This is a genomic window from Burkholderia sp. MSMB1826 (assembly GCF_001526325.1).
Taxonomy (GTDB): domain Bacteria; phylum Pseudomonadota; class Gammaproteobacteria; order Burkholderiales; family Burkholderiaceae; genus Burkholderia.
Genome location: NZ_LOYN01000058.1, coordinates 174,158 through 193,173, shown reverse-complemented (window position 1 = coordinate 193,173; position 19,016 = coordinate 174,158). Strand labels below are relative to the sequence as shown.

The following is a 19,016-nucleotide window of genomic DNA, read 5'->3' as shown; positions in this document are numbered from 1 at the left end:
GATCGGAACATGAACGAATTCAAGCGCCCGGCGACCGGCGGCGTGCACAGTCACGCGTTTCTGGGCACCGCCCATGCGCAGAACGAGCGGAAGACGTGGATGGTCATCGGCCTGTGCTCGGCGATGATGATCGCCGAGATCGTCGGCGGCTCGCTGTTCGGTTCGCTCGCGCTGGTCGCCGACGGGCTGCACATGTCGACGCACGCGGGCGCGATGCTGATCGCGGCGCTGGCCTATACCTATGCGCGCCGGTACGCAGACGATCCGCGCTTCGTGTTCGGCACCGGCAAGCTCGGCGACCTGGCCGGCTTCACGAGCGCGATCGTGCTGGCGATGATCGCGTTGCTGATCGGCTACGAGGCGATCGCGCGGCTGCTGGCGCCGGTGCCGATTCGCTTCGACGAAGCGATTCCGATCGCCGTGCTGGGGCTCGCCGTGAACCTCGCCAGCGTGTGGCTGCTGAGCGGCGATCACCATCACGGGCATCGTCATGGTCACGATCATCCGCATCACCACGACGACGACCACGACCACGACCACGACGACGCGCACCACGCGCATCATGGTCACGCATCGCACCCGGCCGCGCATCGCGACCACAACATCCGGTCGGCCTACGTTCACGTGATTGCCGACGCGGCTGTGTCGGTGCTGGCGATCGTCGGCCTGCTGCTCGCGCGCGCGTTCGGATGGGTCTGGATGGACCCGCTCGCGGGCATCGTCGGCGCGCTGGTGATCGCCAACTGGGCGTACGGGCTGATACGCGATACGGGCGGTGTGCTGCTCGACGTCAACGTCGATCGCAAGCTGACGGACAACGTCCGCCGCGCGATCGAGGCGCTCGGCGACCAGGTCAACGATCTCCACGTGTGGCGCGTGGGCCCCGGGCACATGAGCGCGATCGTGTCGGTCGAATCGGGCGACGCCGCACGCGATGCGCGTTTCTACCATGCGTTGGTCGCGCGCTTCGACGGCATGTCGCACGTGACCGTCGAAGTGACGACGCCTGCGAAGGCGGCCTGATCGTGGCCGTGAAATCGCCGTGTATCGACCTGTGCGCATTCGACGGCCGCACGGGCTTTTGTGTCGGCTGCCTGCGCACGCGCGACGAGGCGCGCGACTGGAAGAAGCTGACCGACCATCGCCGCCATCAGATACTGAACGACCGTCCGCGCCGGCAGGCGAAACTCCGGCGCGACGACGCGCAATAGCAAGGGCGCACGCGCTGCCGAAGCCGGCGATCGGTGTCGCCGGCCTGCGGTAGTATCGCTGGCATCCAGTATCGGGATTTCCGACCCGGGAGCGACCCATGCAGACCGACTCGTCGACCGGCATTCTTCGCCAGATTCCGCGCAGCGTGTGGGTGCTCGGCTGTGTCAGCCTGCTGATGGACGTGTCGTCCGAAATCATCCACAGCCTGTTGCCGATGTTCCTGATGACGGGGCTTGGCGCGAGCGCGACGGCGATCGGCCTGATCGAGGGGATCGCCGAGGCGACGTCGCCGGTCGTCAAGGTGTTCTCCGGCACGCTGAGCGACTACCTGCGCAATCGCAAATGGCTCGCGGTGACCGGCTACGCGCTCGGCGCGCTCAGCAAGCCGCTGTTCGCGATCGCGCCGACGATCGGCGTCGTCGTGACCGCGCGGATCGTCGACCGCGTCGGCAAGGGGATTCGCGGCGCGCCGCGCGATGCGCTCGTCGCCGACGTCACGCCCGTTCATCTGCGCGGCGCCGCGTACGGGTTGCGCCAGTCGCTCGACACGGTGGGCGCGTTCCTCGGGCCGCTGCTGGCCGTCGTCATCATGCTGGCGTGGCGCGACGATTTCCGCCTCGCGTTCTGGCTGGCCGTGATTCCCGGCGTGCTGGCCGTGGCGCTGCTCGCGTTCGGCATCGACGAGCCGGCGCATGCGCCGGGCGCGCGGCGCGTGAACCCGATCCGCCGCGAGGTCGTCGCTCGACTCGGCGCCCGCTACTGGTGGGTGGCGGCCGTCGGCGGCGTGTTCGCGCTGGCGCGTTTCAGCGAGGCGTTTCTGGTGCTGCGCGCGATGGGCAGCGGCGTGCCCGTCGCACTCGTGCCGCTCGTGATGGTCGCGATGAACGTCGTCTATGCGTTGTCCGCTTACCCGTTCGGCAAGCTCGCCGATACGACGAGCCACACGAAGCTGATGGTGGTCGGGCTCGTCCTGCTGATCGCCGCCGATATCGTGCTGGCGCACGGCGCGTACTGGCCGGCCGTGCTCGTCGGCGTCGCGCTATGGGGGCTCCATATGGGGATGACGCAAGGGCTGCTCGCGACGATGGTCGCGCATGCCGCGCCGGCCGAATTGAGAGGGACGGCGTTCGGCGTATTCAACCTGATCGGCGGCATCGTGACGCTCGTATCGAGCGTCGTCGCGGGCTTCCTGTGGGACCGGGTCGGCGCCGCTGCCACGTTCTACGCGGGCGCCGCGTTCAGCACGGCGACCATCGTGCTGCTCGTGTGTGTCCGCACGTCGTTTGGCGCAGGACAGGATCGTTAGCGTCGAACGTGGAGAGGCGCGGGGCTAACCGTCCGTGCCGCGCGGGAAGTGGAGCGCGAACGTCGTGTGCCCGTCGCGGCTCGCGACCTCCACCTTGCCGCGATGCAGCTCCATGATCGATTTCACGATCGCGAGCCCGAGCCCCGCGTTGCGCGCCGCGCCGTGCCGCGACGAATCGATCCGGTAGAAGCGCTCGAAGATCCGCTCGACCTGTTCGGGCGGAATCGCGGCGCCGCGATTCGTGACTTCGACGACCGCGTAACCGCCTCGTACGGACACGGCCAGCTCGAGCGTCGACGCAGCTTCCGCGTGTTCGAGCGCATTCGACGCGAGGTTGCTCACCGCGCGCCGGAACAGCGTGGCGTCCGCGACGACCGGCGCTTCGCCATGCACGTCGATGCGCACGCCGGCCTCGTCGGCCAACGCCTGGAAGTACGACGCGAGCCGGCGCAGTTCGCTGCCCGCGTCGAGTTCGGCGGTCTTCAGGTGCTGTTGCGCATTGTCGGTACGGGCGAGAAACAGCATGTTCTCGATCATCCGCTGAAGCCGTTCGCACTCCTCGATGTTCGATTCGATCAGCGCTTCGTATTCGTCGGCGGTGCGGGCGCGCGATAGCGTGATCTGCGACGAGCTGATCACGTTCGCGAGCGGCGTGCGCATGTCGTGCGCGAGATCGGACGAGAATTGCGACAGCCGCACGAACGCGCGTTCGAGGCGGTCGAGCATCCGGTTCACCGACGTGGCGAGCTCGCGCAATTCGACCGGGCCGCCGCGCGCGTCGAGGCGTGCGTTCAGGTTGTGCGCCTCGATGCGCGACGTCTGCCGGCCGAGGCTTTCGACCGGGCGCAGGCCGCGCGACGCGACCGCGTAGCCGAGCGCGCCGACCAGCAGCGCGCCGACGGCCGCCGCGAGCCAGATGTCGACGCGATAGCTTTCGAGTAGCGACTGGCGATCGGTTGCGGTGCGCGCGAGCGCGACCTGGATCGCTTCGCCGGACGGCAGCTTTTCGCGTGCATGCACGCAGCGCGACGTGCCGATGCCGGGCGGCGCGCACGTGAACGGGCTACCGGCGCTGCCAGCCGGATGCGGCGCTGCGATCACCGACGCGAGCGTATTGCCGGCTTCGTCGGAATGCTCGACGAGCGGACGACGTTGCGCGTCGTAGATGCCGAGATAGACGCCCGGATGCGACAGCAACACGTCATGGAAAACGGCCGGATCGGCGCGCAGCGCGGCGGTCGAGCCGCTGGCGCGTGCGAGTTGCAGGAACTGGTTGAGCTTGGCGGCGATCTCGATGTCGTCGCGCCGCGTCAGTTCGGCGGACAGCGAACGATAGAGATACGCGCCGGTCAGCGCGAACACGAGCGCCGCGACGGCGGCGAACGCGAGCGTCAGGCGCCGCAGCAGCGAATACGGCGCGGGGCGCGCGGTCACGAACGATCCTCGAGCACGTAGCCCATGCCGCGAATCGTGTGGATCAGTTTCTTCTCGTACGCGTTGTCGATCTTCGCGCGCAGGCGCTTGATTGCCGCATCGACGACGTTCGTGTCGCTGTCGAAATTCATGTCCCAGATCTGCGACGTGATGAAGGTGCGCGTCAGCACCTCGCCTTCGCGTTCCGCGAGCAGTTGCAGTAGCGCGAATTCCTGCGCGGTCAGGTCGATGCGGGTGTCGGCGCGCCGCACGCGACGCTTGAGCAGGTCGATCTCGAGATTGGCGACGTGCAGGACGTCGCGCACGTTGCGCGGCGCGCGCCGCAGCAGCGAACGGATGCGCGCCAGGAACTCGGCATACGCGAACGGCTTGAGCAGGTAATCGTCGGCGCCGAGTTCGAGCCCGGCGACCTTGTCCTCGATCGCCTCGCGGGCCGTGAGCAGCAGCACGGGTGTCTGCTTCTGCGCGCGCAGCCGCCTGAGCACCTCGAAGCCGTCCAGCTCCGGCAGCATCACGTCGAGCACGACGAGGTCGAAATCCTCGTGCAAGGCGAGAAACAGCCCGTCCTTGCCGTTTTCCGCGACGTCGACCGTGTAGCTCGCCTCCGTCAACCCCTTCCGGAGGTACGACGCCATCTTGGGTTCGTCTTCGACTATCAGTATCCGCATGGTCAGGCAGGCTGTCCGTGATTCGAGCCGGTCAGTGTAAAGCCAGAGCGTACGGCGTCGCGCGTGCGCGAAGGATGACGGGCGGATGACGGAATTGTCATGAAAAGCCGGTCATGTTTCGGCCATGCCGTCGTCACCGCGGCGGCGATAAGCTGCGGTCGTCTTGTCCCCGGCGCGCGCCGTCACGGCGCCGCGACGGCCCGAACGATCGCTGTCTGCCCGATTTCGTCTCCATGTCGTACTGGCGCACCTTCCTCGTCGTCGTATTGCTCGCGCTGAGCCTGCCGATCCAGTCGTTCGCGGTCGTTTCGATGCCGTGCTCGGGAGCTGCCATGCGGCATGCGGACAACGCGTCGCACGCGATGCCGGCCGCGCAGAACGTTCATCACGATCACGGCGACCATGCACGAGGTGCGTCGTCGTGTGCCGCGTGCGTGTCCTGCTGCATCGGCACGGACATGTCGGGGGCGCTCGCGGTGCCTGCCGCGACGAGCGTCGGCGTCACGATCGTCGCGCCACCGCCTTCGGCCGGAGGCGTGTCGTTCCTGACCGGCGGCATCGACCGGCCGCCGCGCCGGATGCCCGCCTAGTCCCTGCCCGCGGCCGACGCGCCGCGATCCGCCATGTGCGCCGGGCGCCGTATCGGGCGCGCCGGACGACTTACGACGAGACATGTTCATGCGATTGATCATTGCGGCGCTATGGGGCGCGGCGGCCCTCGTGCCGACGCTCGCGCCCGCGCAAACCCCGTTGCCCGATCCGGCGGACGCCGCCGCGTCGGTGCCGGACGTCACCGTGACCTCCGCGTTCGACGGCTACCGTCCGTATCGGGACGACGCAGGCCCGGGCTGGCAGCAACTGAACCGGGACGTGATGGAGCGGCCCGCGAAAGCACGCACGACCGGCGACGCGGCCGGCCACGGCGCCGCCCATTCGACGCACGGAGGGGCCGCGCGATGACGACGTTCGCGATATCGCCGAGGATCGGCGTGGCCGCAGCCACGCTGGCGTTCCTCGCGGGCTGCACGACGTTTTCGAAGGACGGCGGGTTCGGCGCCGTGTCGTCCGTCGCATCGGAACGCATCGGCAAGGACGCGGTGGTGGTCAGGACCGACGCCGACCGCGAAGCCGTCGACCGGCGGACGAAGGAACTGCTCGGCAAGCCGCTGTCGATCGACGACGCGGTGCAGGTCGCGCTGCTGAACAACCAAGGCTTGCAGGCGTCGTACGCGGAGCTTGGGCTGTCGGAGGCCGACCTCGTGCAGGCGGGCCGGCTGCCGAACCCGCGCTTCGCATTCAGCCGCACGCGTGCCGGCGACGGCGAGCTCACGCTCGGCCGCACGTTCTCGGCGAACGTGTTCGCGCTGCTGACGATGCCGCTTGCAACGAAGATCGAGCGCCGCCGTTTCGAGCAGACCAAGCTGGAAACGGCCGATGCGATGCTGAAGGTCGCGGCCGATGCGCGCCGCGCGTATGTCGAGGCCGTCGCCGCGGAGCAGGCCGCGAACTATGCGCAGCAGGTGCGCGACGCCGCGAGCGCGGCCGCCGAACTGGCGTTGCGCATGCGGCAGGCCGGCAACTTCAGCCGGCTCGACTACGCCCGCGAACAGGCATTTCATGCCGATGCGGTCGCGCAGCACGCGAAGGCGCGCCAGCAGGCCGTCGCCGCACGCGAGAAGCTCACGCGTGCGATGGGGCTGTGGGGCGAGCGCGCGCGGTACGCGCTGCCCGAGCGCTTGCCGGATGTGCCGAAGGCGCGCCCGGACCTGCGAGATCTCGAACGTTTCGCGATGGGCAACCGCCTCGACATCCAGGCGGCGAAGCTGCAGACGCAGGGTGTCGCGTCGTCGCTCGGCCTGAGCAAGGCCACGCGCTTCGTCAACGCGGTCGAGCTCGGCTACGTGAACGACTACGAAACCGGCAAGGGCCACGAGCACGGCTACGAGATCGGCGTCGAGATTCCGCTGTTCGACTGGGGCGGCGCCAAGGTCGCGCGCGCCGAGGCCATCTACATGCAGTCGGCGAACCGGCTCGCGAAAACGGCCATCGATGCGCGCTCCGAAGTACGCGAATCGTACGCGGCGTACGTGACGAGCTACGACGTCGCGACGCACTATCGCGACGAGGTCGTGCCGCTACGCAAGACGATCTCCGACGAACTGCTGCTGCGCTACAACGGGATGCTCGCGAGCGTATTCGAGCTGCTGACCGATGCGCGCGAACAGGTCGGCGCGGTCAACGGCTACATCGACGCGCTGAAGGACTACTGGCTCGCCGAAACCGATCTGCAGATGGCCGTCGGCGGCCGGTTGCCGTCGCCGGACGCGACGCATTCCGCCCATTCGGCATCCGAATCCACCCCAACCGCCGACGCTGCGCCGCAGCCGGCATCCACGCCCGCGGCGCCGTCGGCGCCCGCGACGCAACCGCATCCGGAAGGTCATTGACATGGTGTCCCGTCGACAATTTCTCAGCGGCTCGGGCGCCGCGCTGCTCGGTGCGGCGATGGTCGCCAAGGGCGGCGCCGCATCGCTGCCCGAAGCGCCGACGATGGCGAATACCGGCACGCAGCCGCCGCTCGTGCCGCCCAACGGCCGCCCGTATACGCCCGTCGCGACGCTGAACGGCTGGTCGCTGCCGTGGCGGATGAAGAACGGCTGGAAGGAATTCCACCTGACGGCCGAGCCCGTCGTGCGCGAGATGGCGCCCGGCATGAACGCGAACCTGTGGGGCTACAACGGTCAGTCGCCGGGCCCGACGATCGAGGCCGTCGAAGGCGACAAGGTCCGCATCTTCGTGACCAACCGGCTGCCCGAGCACACGACGATCCACTGGCACGGGCTGCGGCTGCCGAACGGGATGGACGGCGTCGGCGGCCTGACGCAGCCGCATATCCCGCCCGGCAAGACCTTCGTCTACGAGTTCCAGCTCGAAGCGCACGGCACGTTCATGTATCACCCGCACGCCGACGAGATGGTGCAGATGGCGATGGGGATGATGGGCATGTTCGTCGTGCATCCGAAGGACCGCGGCACGATGCCGGTCGATCGCGATTTCGTGTTCCTGCTCGCCGCGTACGACATCGATCCCGGCAGCTACACGCCGCGCGTGAACGAGATGACCGACTTCAACATGTGGACCTTCAACTCGCGCGTGTTCCCGGGCATCGATCCGCTGCCGGTGCGCGCCGGCGACCGCGTGCGGATTCGTTTCGGCAACCTGACGATGACGAATCACCCGATCCACCTGCACGGCTACAGCTTCGAGGTCGCGGGCACCGACGGCGGCTGGATTCCGCCGGCCGCGCGCTGGCCGGAAGTGACGGCCGATGTCGCGGTGGGCCAGATGCGCGCGATCGAGTTCACCGCCGATCGCCCGGGCGACTGGGCGTTCCATTGCCACAAGTCGCACCACACGATGAATGCGATGGGCCATCAGGTGCCGAACCTGATCGGCGTACCGCAGAAGGACCTCGCGAAGCGGATCGGCAAGCTCGTGCCCGACTACATGGCGATGGGCAGCACGGGCGGCGCGATGGGCGGCATGGAGATGCCGCTGCCCGACAACACGCTGCCGATGATGACCGGCACGGGCCCGTTCGGGCCGCTGGAAATGGGTGGCATGTTCACGGTGCTCAAGGTGCGGCAAGGGCTCGGCCGCAACGACTATCGCGATCCGGGCTGGTTCCGGCATCCGAAGGGCACCGTCGCATACGAATACACCGGCGAAATGCCGGACGGTTGAAGCAGCACGCGGCGGCCGCGCCGATGCGGCCGCCGGTTTCCATTCACTTACACGGGAGTCGACACGATGAAGAAGGGACTGGTTTTGATGGCGACGGGGTGCGCGCTGGCGTTCTCCGCTGCGTCGTACGCCGCCGGCGACATGGCCGGCATGGACATGAGCGATGGCGCGAAGCAGGGCGCCGCGGCGGCGTCGCGCATGTCGCACGGCGAGATCCGCAAGGTCGACACGGCGGCCGGCAAGCTGACGATCAAGCACGGCCCGCTGGAGAACCTCGGGATGGACGCGATGACGATGGTATTCAAGGTGAAGGACCCGGCGATGCTGTCGCAAGTGAAGGCGGGCGATACGATCGACTTCGTCGCCGAGGACGTGGACGGCGCGCTGACCGTCGTCGAACTGAAGAAGCCGTGACGCGGAGCGCGAACATGACCAGCACGATTTCCGGACGGCTCGCCGCGTTCGCCGCGGCTGGCGCCCTCTTCGCGATGACACCGGTCGCGGCCTCGGCCCACGGCAAGCTCGAAGGCGCGGCACCCGCGGCCGGCAGCACGGTCGACGTGTCGCCCGACACGGTGCGGCTGACGTTCAACGAAGACCTCGAACCGGCGTTCAGCTCGGTGAAGGTGTCGGATGCGAGCGGCAACGCCGTCACGCAGGACAAGGCGAAGGTCGACGCGTCGAATCCGCGCGTGATGGCCGTCGCGATACCGAAGCTCGCGGCCGGCGCGTACACGGTGCAGTGGACGGCGATGACGGCCGATGCGCATCGCACGAAGGGCGCCTATACGTTCCGGGTGAAGGAATGAACGACGGCATCCTCGGCCTGTTGCGGCTCGTGGCGGTGGCGATCCAGAACGCCGGGTTCGCGGTGGTCGTCGGTGCGCTGCTCGGTCGCCACTGGCTCGCGCGCGGCGCGTCCGCATGGCAGCACGACGTCGGCCGGCGGCTTGTCGCGACGCTGCGCATCGCATCCGTCGTATCGCTGCTCGCGAGCGTCACCGCGTTCTGGGCGCACTGCGCGCTGATGAGCGAAGTGTCGCTGCTCGACGCGGGGCCGGCAGTGTGTTCGATGCTTGCGCGCACCGGGTTCGGTCATGCGTGGCTGGCCGGCACGGTGTTGATGCTCGTCGTCGTGCTGCTGTCGTTCGTCGGGCGCGCGAACGACACGCGGTTTCCGTTCGCGATGGCGGCCGCGCTTGCCGCTGTCGCGCTGGCGCGCAGCAACGGCGGCCATCCGGTGGACGCCGGGCTGTTCAGCGTGCCGGTGTGGGTCGACTGGCTGCATCTGCTGGCGATCAGCGCGTGGGTCGGGCTCGTGCTCGTGACGGCGTTCGGCCTGATGCCGCGGCTCGCCCGCATGCCGACGAGCGAGCGCATGACGGGCGCGGCGTTCGTGCAGTCGCTGTCCGATGCGTCGACCTGCGCGTTGATCGTGCTGTTCGCGACCGGCGCGTACAACGGCTGGCGCGGCGTCGAGACGCCCGCCAACCTGCTCACGTCGACGTACGGGCAGATCCTGCTGCTGAAGCTCGCGCTCGTGCTGCTTGCCGCGATGCTCGGCGGGCACAACCGCTTCTTCGGGATGCCGAAGCTGCTGGACGCGTTGAAGGACCCGGCCGCCGCGATGCCGGCACGCGCGTCGAAGCAGTTCGGCGCGGTGTTGCGGATCGAGGCGGTCGTGCTCGGCGGCGTGCTGATGGCGGCGGCCGTGCTCGTGTCGAGCGCACTGCCGGGGACGGTCTAGCGCGGCGGGTTTTCGTCGGAAGATCGGCTGCATTGTCGACACATGACCGGAAGACGCAGGGCGATCGCGGCGCGATGATGCCAATTACATCGGCCTGTCTGCCGATTACCGGAAACTGTCATTGAGCGCCGCTAAGCTTTCGTCACCCTCACAACCGGGATTCCCTCCATGCGCTCGACAATCCGCCTGTTTGCCCCGCTATTGCTGCTCCCGACGCTCGCCGCGCCGGTATTCGCCGCGCCCGCCGCGCCCGTCAGCTCGAACTGCGGCGGCAGCACGACGCCGATCGCCGACATCCAGGGGCCGGGCGCACCGTCGCCGCTCGCCGGCCAGAACGCGTCGATCGAAGCCGTCGTCACCGCCGATTTCGGCGGTACGGACGGCTTCGGCGGCTTCTTCGTCCAGCAGGCCGACGCGCAGCGCCGCAACCAGCCGGGCGTGTCCGAAGGCCTGTTCGTCTATGCGCCGAAAGCGCGCGCGAAGGCCGGCGATCTCGTGCACGTGACGGGCAAGATCGAGGAGAAATACGGGCAGACGCAGCTCACGCTGTCGGGCCCGATCGCGGTGTGCGCGAACGGCCAGACGGTCACGCCCGCGACGCTCACGCTGCCGGTCGACAGCCCGAACGCGTTCGCCGCGTACGAAGGGATGCGCGTGCGCCTGCCGCAGACGCTGAGCGTCACCGACAACTACGAACTCGGCCGTTACGGCAGCGTGATGCTCAGCAACGGCCGCCTGCGCACGCCGACGAGCGTCGTGCCGCCCGCACAGGCGCAGGCGCAGATCGACGCGAACGCGCGCAACCGCCTGATCCTCGACGACGGCTCGAACAAGCAGAATCCCGCGACCGTGCCGTACCCGGCGCCGGGCCTGTCGGCCTCGAACACGCTGCGCGGGGGCTACACCGTGCGCGACGTCGAAGGCGTGCTCGAAGTGCGTTACGGCGCATGGCGCGTGCAGCCGCTGCCCGGTGCAGCAGTGCCGGCGTTCGAAGCACGTACGAACCCGCGCACGACCGCGCCGGCGCGCGATCCGAAATCGAACCTGCGCGTCGCGTCGTTCAACGTGCTGAACTACTTCAACGGCAACGGTCTCGGCGGCGGCTTCGACGATCCGAACAATCGCGGCGCGAAGACCTTCCAGGAATTCCAGCGCCAGGAAGCGAAGATCGTCAGCGCGCTGAAGGCGATCGACGCCGACGTGATCGGCCTGATGGAAATCCAGAACAACGGTTACGGCGAACTGAGCGCGGTGCGCCAGCTCGCGGCGAAGCTCGGCGACCACTGGCGCGTCGTCGATCCGGGTACGTCGCGGCTCGGCGGCGACGCGATCGCGGTCGCGATGATCTACGACAGCCGCAAAGTCGAACCGGTCGGCCGCGCGGCGACGCTCGCGATCGATGACAAGAACCGTCAGCCGCTCGCGCAGTCGTTCCGGCTGATCGGCGGCAACAAGCAGGCGCTGACGGTGGCCGTGAACCACCTGAAGTCGAAGAACTGCCCGGACGCCGCGAACGACGATCTCGACCAGGGCGATGGCCAGGGCTGCTGGAACCCGACGCGCACGCGCGCGGCGGCGAAAGTCGCCGACTGGCTGGCCGGCAACCCGACGGGCGTCAAGAGCCAGGGCGTGCTGCTGATCGGCGACTTCAACAGCTACACGTACGAAGACCCGATCCGCACGCTCGAATCGCGCGGTTACCGCAACCTCGTCGCGCGCTGGATCGGCGCGAACGCATACAGCTACGTGTACAACGGCGAAGCCGGCTATCTCGACCACGCGCTCGCGACGCTGCCGCTCGCGTCGCACGTGAAGGCCGTGCACGAATGGCACATCAACGCGGACGAGCCGCTCGCGCTGCAGTACACGCTCGCGTACAAGTCGGCCGAGCAGCAGAAGACGTTCTACGCACCGGATGCATATCGCTCGTCGGATCACGATCCGGTGCTGATCGATATCGCGCTGCCGGGCGGCGGGAAGTGACGATGGTTTGAGTGCCTGCGACAGGCGCGACGCGCGGCAATGCCGTCCGTCGCGGCCTGTCCGGGAAAGCCGTTCGAATGCCGGGTAAATAATGCCGCGCAGAATTAATCGAACCGGTATTTTATGGATGACGCAGTGCACATCGTTTCTGCAATTGAAGCGCGATTGAAGCGAATCGAATTATCGAATGACGTGCGCATGTCGCTGCACCGTCCCGATCGATACGGCGATAATAAAAATGAAAGAATGGTCCTGTCGATCCGAAGGCTTTGAACGCGCTGCGCCAATGCAGAAAAGGCTTCTGCGTTGTGCGGGAAAAGTAAAATATTCGGCGCGGCATTGCCGATGAAGCATACCTTGCACGAATAATCCTGTTTTCTTTCAAATTCCAGACACTGTCCGCCCTTCGCATCATTGCTGGATTTTTAATATCCGAATGATCTTTGACAACGCGGCGCAGCACCGCCTATTTTTGTCATGTCGTAAATTTCAGTAATACAAAAGTGGTCCAAACTGCAGGGGGCGCGTCCTGGCATCATTCTCGCCGGCAGTTTGCTGTGTCTGTATCAAGTTCAGTCTCTTAGAAGTCCCATCCAACCGCCGATTGCCGACCGTGCAACGCGAGTGGCGGGTACGCCTGCGCGTTTCGCGGGCGTCGGCGGCCTTTGTGACGCGGTATCCGAAATCAAAGGGCAGAGATGAAACCAGACAGGAGCAGTACCGGCAGCCGCCGCGTTCGTCGCGGCCGGCTGGGCGGGTTAGGCGCATTGACCGCCATGACACTGGCGCTCGCGGCATGCGGCGGCGACGATTCGTCGTCCGTCGGCGCGTCGAGCCTCGCACAGGCCACCGCGAGCCAGCAGGCCAGCGCGCAGGCGGCCGGCACCCAGGCGCCGGCGGCCAACCAGCCGTACGTCGACCTGGTCGCGTATTCGATGAACGCGACCGACGGCCTCGCGCCGTCGCAGGTGGCCGAGAAAGCGGCCGTCATGCATTACCAGTGGAAGGGCGGCGGCAAGACGATCGACTACACGACGACCACCGGCCACCTGACCGCGCAGGACGCGAACGGCAATGCGGAAGCGTCGATGTCGTATGTCGCGTACACGGCGCCCAGCACGAACGGCAAGCCGCGCCCGGTCACGTTCGTCTATAACGGCGGGCCGGGCTCGTCGTCGATCTGGCTGCGGCTCGGCTCGTTCGCGCCGACCCGCGTGGCCACGCCCGATCCGCTGTTCGGCAACAACTGGCCGAACTATCCGCTCGTCGACAATGCGGAAAGCCTGATCGACACCACCGACCTCGTGTTCATCGACCCGCCCGGCACCGGGCTGTCGGAGGCCGTGTTGCCGAACACCAACCAGAAGTACTGGGGTTCCGACGCGGACGTGAACATCATGCGCGACTTCATCCAGCGCTACCTGAACGTCAACAGCCGCGGCACGTCGCCGATCTACCTGTACGGCGAATCGTACGGCACGCCGCGTACCGACATGCTCGCGCTCGCGCTCGAATCGGCCGGCGTGCACCTGACGGGCATCGTGCTGCAGTCGTCGATCCTGAACTACTTCGCGGATGCGGTGGAAGCGGTGGCGATCACGCAGTCGACCGAAGGGCTGCTGCTCGATACCGACACGGTGGCCGGCTATCTGCCCGGCTACGCGGCGGTCGCGGCGTACTTCAACCAGGTCTCGCCGGCGCCGGTGAACCAGGATCTGTACGCACTGCAGACGGAATTGTTCACGACGCTGATCTACAGCCAGCTGCAGAAGTACTCGCAGTCGTGGGTGTTGAGCCAGCTCGGCATTCCGGATGCGCTCGGCACGCCGGTGTTCCCGAGCGATGCGACGCTCAGGCTGTGGTCGATCCCGTCGAGCCTCACGCAGCAGGCGCTGCGCGGCTACTTCAACGCGAATCCGTTCGGCACGAGCCTGCTGCCGGGCACGACGATCGGCCGGTATGACGGGCGCGTGTCGTTGCCGAATTCCGATCCGCGGCTGCAGACCGACGGCGATCCGTCCGACATCCTGATCTCGCAGCCGTTCACGAACGCGCTCGCGACGCAGATGCCGGACTATCTCGGCTACACGGCCCCGAACGCGACGTACCTGCCGCTGAACGACAACATCATCGGCGTCTGGGACTTCTCGCACGACGGCCAGCCGATGCCCGACACGATCCCCGATCTGCTCGGTGCGCTGCAGCTCAACCCGAAGCTTCGCGTGCTCGCGGAGAATGGCTACCACGATCTCGCGACGCCGTTCTTCAACACGGAGAAGCAGCTCGCGCGGCTGCAGACGGTCAAGGGCCTGAATCCGAAGCTGCAGGTGAATTTCTTCCAGGGCGGTCACATGACTTACCTGGACGACGTCGCCCGTCCGCTGATGAAGCGGGACCTGCAGACGTTCTACAAGGGCGCGCGGATTCCGACGGCGCTGACGCTGCGCATGCTGCCGCCGCCGTGGCCGGACGAAAACCCGCCGAGCGTGCCGACCGGCAGCGTCCCGGGCGCGACGGCCGCGACGACGCTGGCGGCAGCGCCTTGAGCGACGGCGTGTTGTCGGCGGAACCCTCTATTCATCCATTGAATGCGAGCGATCATGTCCCTAATCCAATTGATGCGGCGTATGTCCCCGTTGATCGTGCTCGGTGCCGTGATGAGCAGTGCCTACGCGTTGCCGCCGCAGGCGGTGGCGCCGGTGAAGCTGCCGCACGGCGGGCGCGGTGTCGACGGTCCGTTCTTTCCTGCCACGCGGGCGGCGCCGGTGTTGCCGTCGACCGGCGCGGCCTTGCAGCAGCAGGCGCAGCAGCGCGTCGACGCGAGGCTCGGCGGCAATACCGTGCTCAGCAACGGCGCAGCCGTGACGAAGGCGCAGGCGCAGAGCAGCGGGCTCGGCTTCGTGTCGAAGCACTTCGACGAGATCGATGCGAAGCACACCGGTCGCGTGACGATGAGCGACGTACGGCAGTTCATCCGGCAGCGGCAGGCGCAGGCGCAGCAGGAACAGCAGGACGAGTGACGTAGCGGGCAGGACGGCGGCCGGTGCGGCTTGTCGGGCGCACCGGCCGCCGAATCGTCGGCGGGCTCGGCTTAAGGCGTGATCACCGTCATCCTGAACGGCCCGCCGTGCTCCGCCGCATGCGCGACCGCGTCGTTCGCGTCGTCGAGCGCGAAGGCCGTCACGTCGAATTGTCCGAGGTCGAGCAGCCCGCCGCGAACGAGCCCGGTCATCAGCGTCACGGCTTGCGTCGGGTACATCCATTTGCCGCGCAGCGTGATGTCGTTGCGCATGATCCACGGATACGGCAGCTCGAGCCCGGCCCCGCCGAGCATGCCGACGCCGCCCATCAGCACCACGCGCCCGTACGGGCGAACCGCCATCACGGCCGCGCGCACCGTCGTCGCGGGCACCGACGGCGGCATCAGGTCGATCACGCAGTCGATCGGCCCCGGCGCCGCCTGCTGCATGCGGAGGCGGTCTCCGGTTTCGTCGCCGGTCAGCTCGACCGTGCGCACGCGGTCGCCGAAGCGGCGTTCGAGATCCGCGAGCACGCGCACGTTGCGGCCGGGCGCGACCACGCAGCGCGCGCCCATTGCCAGCGCCACCGCGACGCAGGCGCTGCCGAAATGACCGGTCGCGCCGCTGACGAGCACGATTTCGCCGGCGCGCAGGTCGGATGCCAGCAGCCCGCCGTAAGGCACGAGCAGGGTATTGAGCGCGCACCAGCGTGCGGCGTCGGCCGACGCGATCGCGCTGATGCGCACCGCGTTCTCGGTCGGCACGCGCAGCCGTTCGGCGAACGGACCGTCGTGAAAATAGCGCTGCAACTGCTTGCCGCCCTCGCCGCGCGTGCTCCAGCCCTGCAGCACGATGTCGGGCATTCGCGCGTCGTCGCGCGAGCGGACGGTCGGGTCGCAGAACACCCAGTCGCCCGGCTGCAATTGCGTCGCGTCGGGGCCGGTTTGCCGGACCCGGCCGATCGCGCCGCAGCCGGGCACGATCGGCAGCTCAAGCGGATAGCGGCGCTCGCCGCTGAATACTTCCCGCGCATAGGGCAGAACCGGCGTCGCGACGACGTCCACGACGACTTCGCCGGTGCCGAGCACGGGGTCCGGCATCGTTTCGATCGCGAGCGGCCTGCCGAACGACTTCAGAATCGCAGCTTTCATGACGCTTCCTGACGGTGGGGATGCGTCGATTCTGGCAGGCTTAGAATCTGTAACAAGGCCCGGCGCGAGCCCAGGATCGGCCGATACCACCCTGCCCGGAGCGAACCCGATGACCATCACCACGCGAACCCCGTTCGGCGATTTCCTGCGCTCGCGGCGCAAGAAGCTGAGCCCGGAGGCCGTCGGCCTGCACGGCGGCCCGCGCCGGCGCACGCCCGGCCTGCGGCGCGAGGAAGTCGCAGAACTCGCGGGCATCGGCGTCGACTGGTACGTCCGGCTTGAGCAGGGGCGCGACGTCAACCCGTCGGAGGCGACGCTCGACGCGCTGGCGCGCGCGTTGCGGCTCGACAAGGCCGAAGCCGTCCATCTGCGCACGCTCGCCCGGCGCGACGGGCCGCGTGCGTTCGTGCCCGAACGCGTGCCGCCGACCCTCGCGCGGCTCGTCGCGCATCTTCGGCAGCCTGCCTACGTGACCGGCCGGCGCTGGGACATCCTCGCGTGGAATGCCGCCGCGGCCGAGGTGCTCGGCTTCGACCGGCTGGCGCAAGCCGATCGCAATATCCTGGTCTACATGTTCGAGGCACCGCACGCGCGTGCGCTGTTCGCCGCGAGCTGGGCCGACGAGGCGCGGCGGATGATCGCGCTGTTTCGCACGAGCCACGATCTCTACGCGAGCGATCCGGCGTTCGTCGCGCTGGTCGCGCGATTGCGCGCCGGCAGCGCCGAGTTCGCGCAATGGTGGGATGCGCACGACGTGCGCAGCGGCGTGTCCGGCGAGAAAGTGCTCGTGCATGCGCAACGCGGCACGCAGCGCTACGAGTACGCGACGTTCCAGGCGAACGACGATCCCGCGCTGAAGCTGGCGATCTATACGCCGGTGAACGGCGATGAACGGACCTGATGCGGTCGTGACCGGCGCCACCGGGCGGCCGCGCAGCGAAGCATCGGCTTCATGCGCGACCGCAGGCGGTCAGGCGTAAGGGTGGGGGAGGCTTACGCCGCCCGTCGAGCGGACAGCCGATTCCACAGCATGCCGGAGCGGCTGCCGCTGCGGCAATACGCGAGCACCGGCTTCGGCAGCGTGTCGACCAGTGCGCCGAACGCGTCGACTTCCGCGTCGCCGATGCGGTCGCGCTCGATCGGCAGATAGCGCGCGTCCATTCCCAGTTCGCGCGCGGCCGCGGCGATCTCGTCGAACGACGGCTGATCCACACCTTCGCCATCCGGCCGGTTGCAGATCACCGCACGAAAGCCCGCATTGCGGATCGCCTTCAGGTCGGCCGGCGTGATCTGCCGCGACGCGGTGAAGCCGGTCGCCGCGGCCGCCCGGCATTGCTCGATCGCTCGCGCGAAACAGCCGATCGCGAAGTCGACGTCCTGCTCCGTCGTGAAGCGCCCGAGACTGATGCGCACGGTACGCCCAGCCGTTTCCGCGTCGAGGCCGATCGCGGTCAGCACGTGGGACGGTGCGCCGCTGGTCGAATTGCATGCGGAGGTGGACGACACGGCGAGCGCTTCGCCGAGCATGAACGGGAAGAAGCCCGGCGCATCGACCGTCAGGCTCAGCGTGTGCGGGATGCGGCGGGCGGCGGCCGCGTTCTGCGTGATGTCGCCGAGCGCGAACAGCGCGTCGGTGAGCCGCGCGCCGAGCGCAGCGATCCGCGCGGCTTCGCCGTCGAGTTTCTCGGCGGCGAGTTCGCATGCGACGCCCATGCCGACGATCTGATGCGTCGCGAGTGTGCCCGAACGCAGCCCGCGCTCGTGGCCGCCGCCGTGAATCTGCGGCGCGATCCGGCTCGCGATCTCGCGGCGGACGAATAGCGCGCCGATGCCCTTGGGGCCGTACACCTTGTGGGCGGACATCGACATCATGTCGATGCCGAGCGCGCGCACGTCGATCGGCGTCTTGCCGAGCGCCTGCGCGGCGTCGACGTGGAGCAGCGCGCCGGCCGCGTGCACGATGCGGGCGATCGCGCCGATGTCGGTCAGCGTGCCGATCTCGTTGTTCACGAGCATCAGCGACACGAGGCCGGTGTCGGGGCCGAGCGCGGCCGCCACCGCGTCGGCGGTGATTTCGCCGTGGGCGTCGGGCGCCAGGAAAGTGACCTGCATGCCGCGCTTCGACAGGTTCGCCATCGTGTCGAGCACGGCCTTGTGCTCGAGGCGGCTCGTGATCAGGTGGCGCTTGCCGGTCGCGTTTTCCGCATAGCCCTTCAGCGCGAGGTTGTTCGATTCGGTGGCGCCCGACGTCCAGACGATCTCGTCGGCGTCCGCGCCGATCAGCGCGGCGACCTGCGCACGGGCGTGCTCGACCTTGTCCTTCGCTTGCCGGCCGGCGGCGTGCGAGCTGGATGCGGGGTTGCCGAAGATGCCGTCGAAGCCGAGGCAGGCCGTCATCGCGTCGATCACGGCAGGGTCGGCGGGGGTCGTGGCTGCGTAGTCGAGGTAGTGCAGCGGGGTGGGGTCGCTCATGTCCGTCTCTTGCTCATTGCGTAGTGACGGAAATGATACGGGGGACAGAAGGGAAAAAGGATCCAAAGTTGGCTGAGGATTCGGCTCGATGGGGAATAACGTTTTATCCATATGCGGAATTGGGAAATTTGTTTCTTTCCGGGCCGGCCGGGCGCGGTGGCGCCGGCATGCCGGCTCGCGCGCATCGAGCCTCTCGCCTTGCATCGATATTTCCCACCATCTGAGTTCTTCGCACGCTCCGCCCGAGACGATTTTTTCGGTAAGTGAGCGGTAAGTCGA

18 protein-coding genes are annotated in these 19,016 nt (G+C 67.9%); 14 read left to right on the top strand and 4 right to left on the bottom strand.

Going from position 1 to position 19,016, the window contains the following annotated elements:
- Window positions 1-9 precede the first annotated feature (9 nt).
- From dmeF to WS95_RS31795, 3 genes are all read left to right on the top strand, one after another.
- Entirely contained in the window at window positions 10-1,023 is a 1,014-nt protein-coding gene (gene dmeF / locus WS95_RS31805; protein WP_059828150.1) for a CDF family Co(II)/Ni(II) efflux transporter DmeF, read from the top strand.
- A gap of 2 nt (window positions 1,024-1,025) precedes the next feature.
- Window positions 1,026-1,211, top strand: coding sequence for a DUF1289 domain-containing protein (locus WS95_RS31800; protein ID WP_034205583.1), 186 nt, complete (start codon window positions 1,026-1,028; stop codon window positions 1,209-1,211).
- A gap of 98 nt (window positions 1,212-1,309) precedes the next feature.
- Window positions 1,310-2,518: an MFS transporter gene (locus WS95_RS31795; protein ID WP_059828148.1), complete on the top strand. Its 1,209-nt coding sequence runs from the start codon at window positions 1,310-1,312 to the stop codon at window positions 2,516-2,518.
- 24 nt (window positions 2,519-2,542) lie between these two features.
- On the opposite strand, the gene WS95_RS31790 is transcribed toward WS95_RS31795, so the two are convergent.
- Window positions 2,543-3,952 (bottom strand): heavy metal sensor histidine kinase, encoded by a 1,410-nt coding sequence (locus WS95_RS31790; RefSeq protein WP_059828146.1) that lies wholly within the window; start codon window positions 3,950-3,952, stop codon window positions 2,543-2,545.
- Complete coding sequence (locus WS95_RS31785; protein ID WP_034205580.1) at window positions 3,949-4,620, bottom strand: heavy metal response regulator transcription factor; 672 nt, start codon at window positions 4,618-4,620, stop codon at window positions 3,949-3,951. The genes WS95_RS31790 and WS95_RS31785 overlap by 4 nt, the downstream gene beginning before the upstream one ends.
- Window positions 4,621-4,853: 233 nt before the next feature.
- Here WS95_RS31785 and WS95_RS31780 point away from each other — a divergent pair, with 233 nt between their 5' ends.
- The 10 genes from WS95_RS31780 to WS95_RS31735 all read left to right on the top strand — a co-directional run bounded on the left by WS95_RS31780 (window position 4,854) and on the right by WS95_RS31735 (window position 15,114).
- Complete coding sequence (locus WS95_RS31780) at window positions 4,854-5,210, top strand: hypothetical protein (RefSeq protein WP_059828144.1); 357 nt, start codon at window positions 4,854-4,856, stop codon at window positions 5,208-5,210.
- 88 nt (window positions 5,211-5,298) lie between these two features.
- Complete coding sequence (locus WS95_RS31775) at window positions 5,299-5,580, top strand: hypothetical protein (protein WP_059828258.1); 282 nt, start codon at window positions 5,299-5,301, stop codon at window positions 5,578-5,580.
- Window positions 5,577-7,067: a TolC family protein gene (locus tag WS95_RS31770; RefSeq protein WP_059828142.1), complete on the top strand. Its 1,491-nt coding sequence runs from the start codon at window positions 5,577-5,579 to the stop codon at window positions 7,065-7,067. The genes WS95_RS31775 and WS95_RS31770 overlap by 4 nt, the downstream gene beginning before the upstream one ends.
- A 1-nt stretch (window position 7,068) precedes the next feature.
- Entirely contained in the window at window positions 7,069-8,364 is a 1,296-nt protein-coding gene (locus WS95_RS31765; protein ID WP_059828140.1) for a copper oxidase, read from the top strand.
- Window positions 8,365-8,430: 66 nt separating this feature from the next.
- Window positions 8,431-8,778: a copper-binding protein gene (locus tag WS95_RS31760; RefSeq protein WP_059828138.1), complete on the top strand. Its 348-nt coding sequence runs from the start codon at window positions 8,431-8,433 to the stop codon at window positions 8,776-8,778.
- A gap of 14 nt (window positions 8,779-8,792) precedes the next feature.
- Window positions 8,793-9,173: a copper homeostasis periplasmic binding protein CopC gene (gene copC, locus WS95_RS31755; RefSeq protein WP_059828255.1), complete on the top strand. Its 381-nt coding sequence runs from the start codon at window positions 8,793-8,795 to the stop codon at window positions 9,171-9,173.
- On the top strand, window positions 9,170-10,111 hold the full coding sequence (locus WS95_RS31750; RefSeq protein ID WP_059828136.1) for a CopD family protein: 942 nt from the start codon (window positions 9,170-9,172) through the stop codon (window positions 10,109-10,111). Before copC ends, WS95_RS31750 begins: the two co-directional genes overlap by 4 nt.
- Window positions 10,112-10,279: 168 nt before the next feature.
- Window positions 10,280-12,094: an ExeM/NucH family extracellular endonuclease gene (locus WS95_RS31745; RefSeq protein ID WP_059828134.1), complete on the top strand. Its 1,815-nt coding sequence runs from the start codon at window positions 10,280-10,282 to the stop codon at window positions 12,092-12,094.
- A 698-nt stretch (window positions 12,095-12,792) separates the two neighbouring features.
- Entirely contained in the window at window positions 12,793-14,640 is a 1,848-nt protein-coding gene (locus WS95_RS31740) for a S10 family serine carboxypeptidase-like protein (protein WP_034205573.1), read from the top strand.
- Between the two features lie 81 nt (window positions 14,641-14,721).
- The gene (locus tag WS95_RS31735; RefSeq protein WP_230624832.1) at window positions 14,722-15,114 is read left to right on the top strand and encodes a 2-oxoglutarate dehydrogenase; all 393 of its coding nucleotides are present in this window, start codon (window positions 14,722-14,724) and stop codon (window positions 15,112-15,114) included.
- 71 nt (window positions 15,115-15,185) lie between these two features.
- On the opposite strand, the gene WS95_RS31730 is transcribed toward WS95_RS31735, so the two are convergent.
- Window positions 15,186-16,265: a quinone oxidoreductase family protein gene (locus WS95_RS31730; protein WP_059828133.1), complete on the bottom strand. Its 1,080-nt coding sequence runs from the start codon at window positions 16,263-16,265 to the stop codon at window positions 15,186-15,188.
- A 109-nt stretch (window positions 16,266-16,374) separates the two neighbouring features.
- Between WS95_RS31730 and WS95_RS31725 the strand changes: the two genes are divergently transcribed.
- Entirely contained in the window at window positions 16,375-17,166 is a 792-nt protein-coding gene (locus tag WS95_RS31725) for a helix-turn-helix transcriptional regulator (RefSeq protein ID WP_059828131.1), read from the top strand.
- 92 nt (window positions 17,167-17,258) lie between these two features.
- Here the strand turns inward: WS95_RS31725 and WS95_RS31720 are convergent, their stop codons facing one another.
- Complete coding sequence (locus WS95_RS31720; RefSeq protein ID WP_059828129.1) at window positions 17,259-18,737, bottom strand: aminotransferase class V-fold PLP-dependent enzyme; 1,479 nt, start codon at window positions 18,735-18,737, stop codon at window positions 17,259-17,261.
- Between the last annotated feature and the right edge of the window lie 279 nt (window positions 18,738-19,016).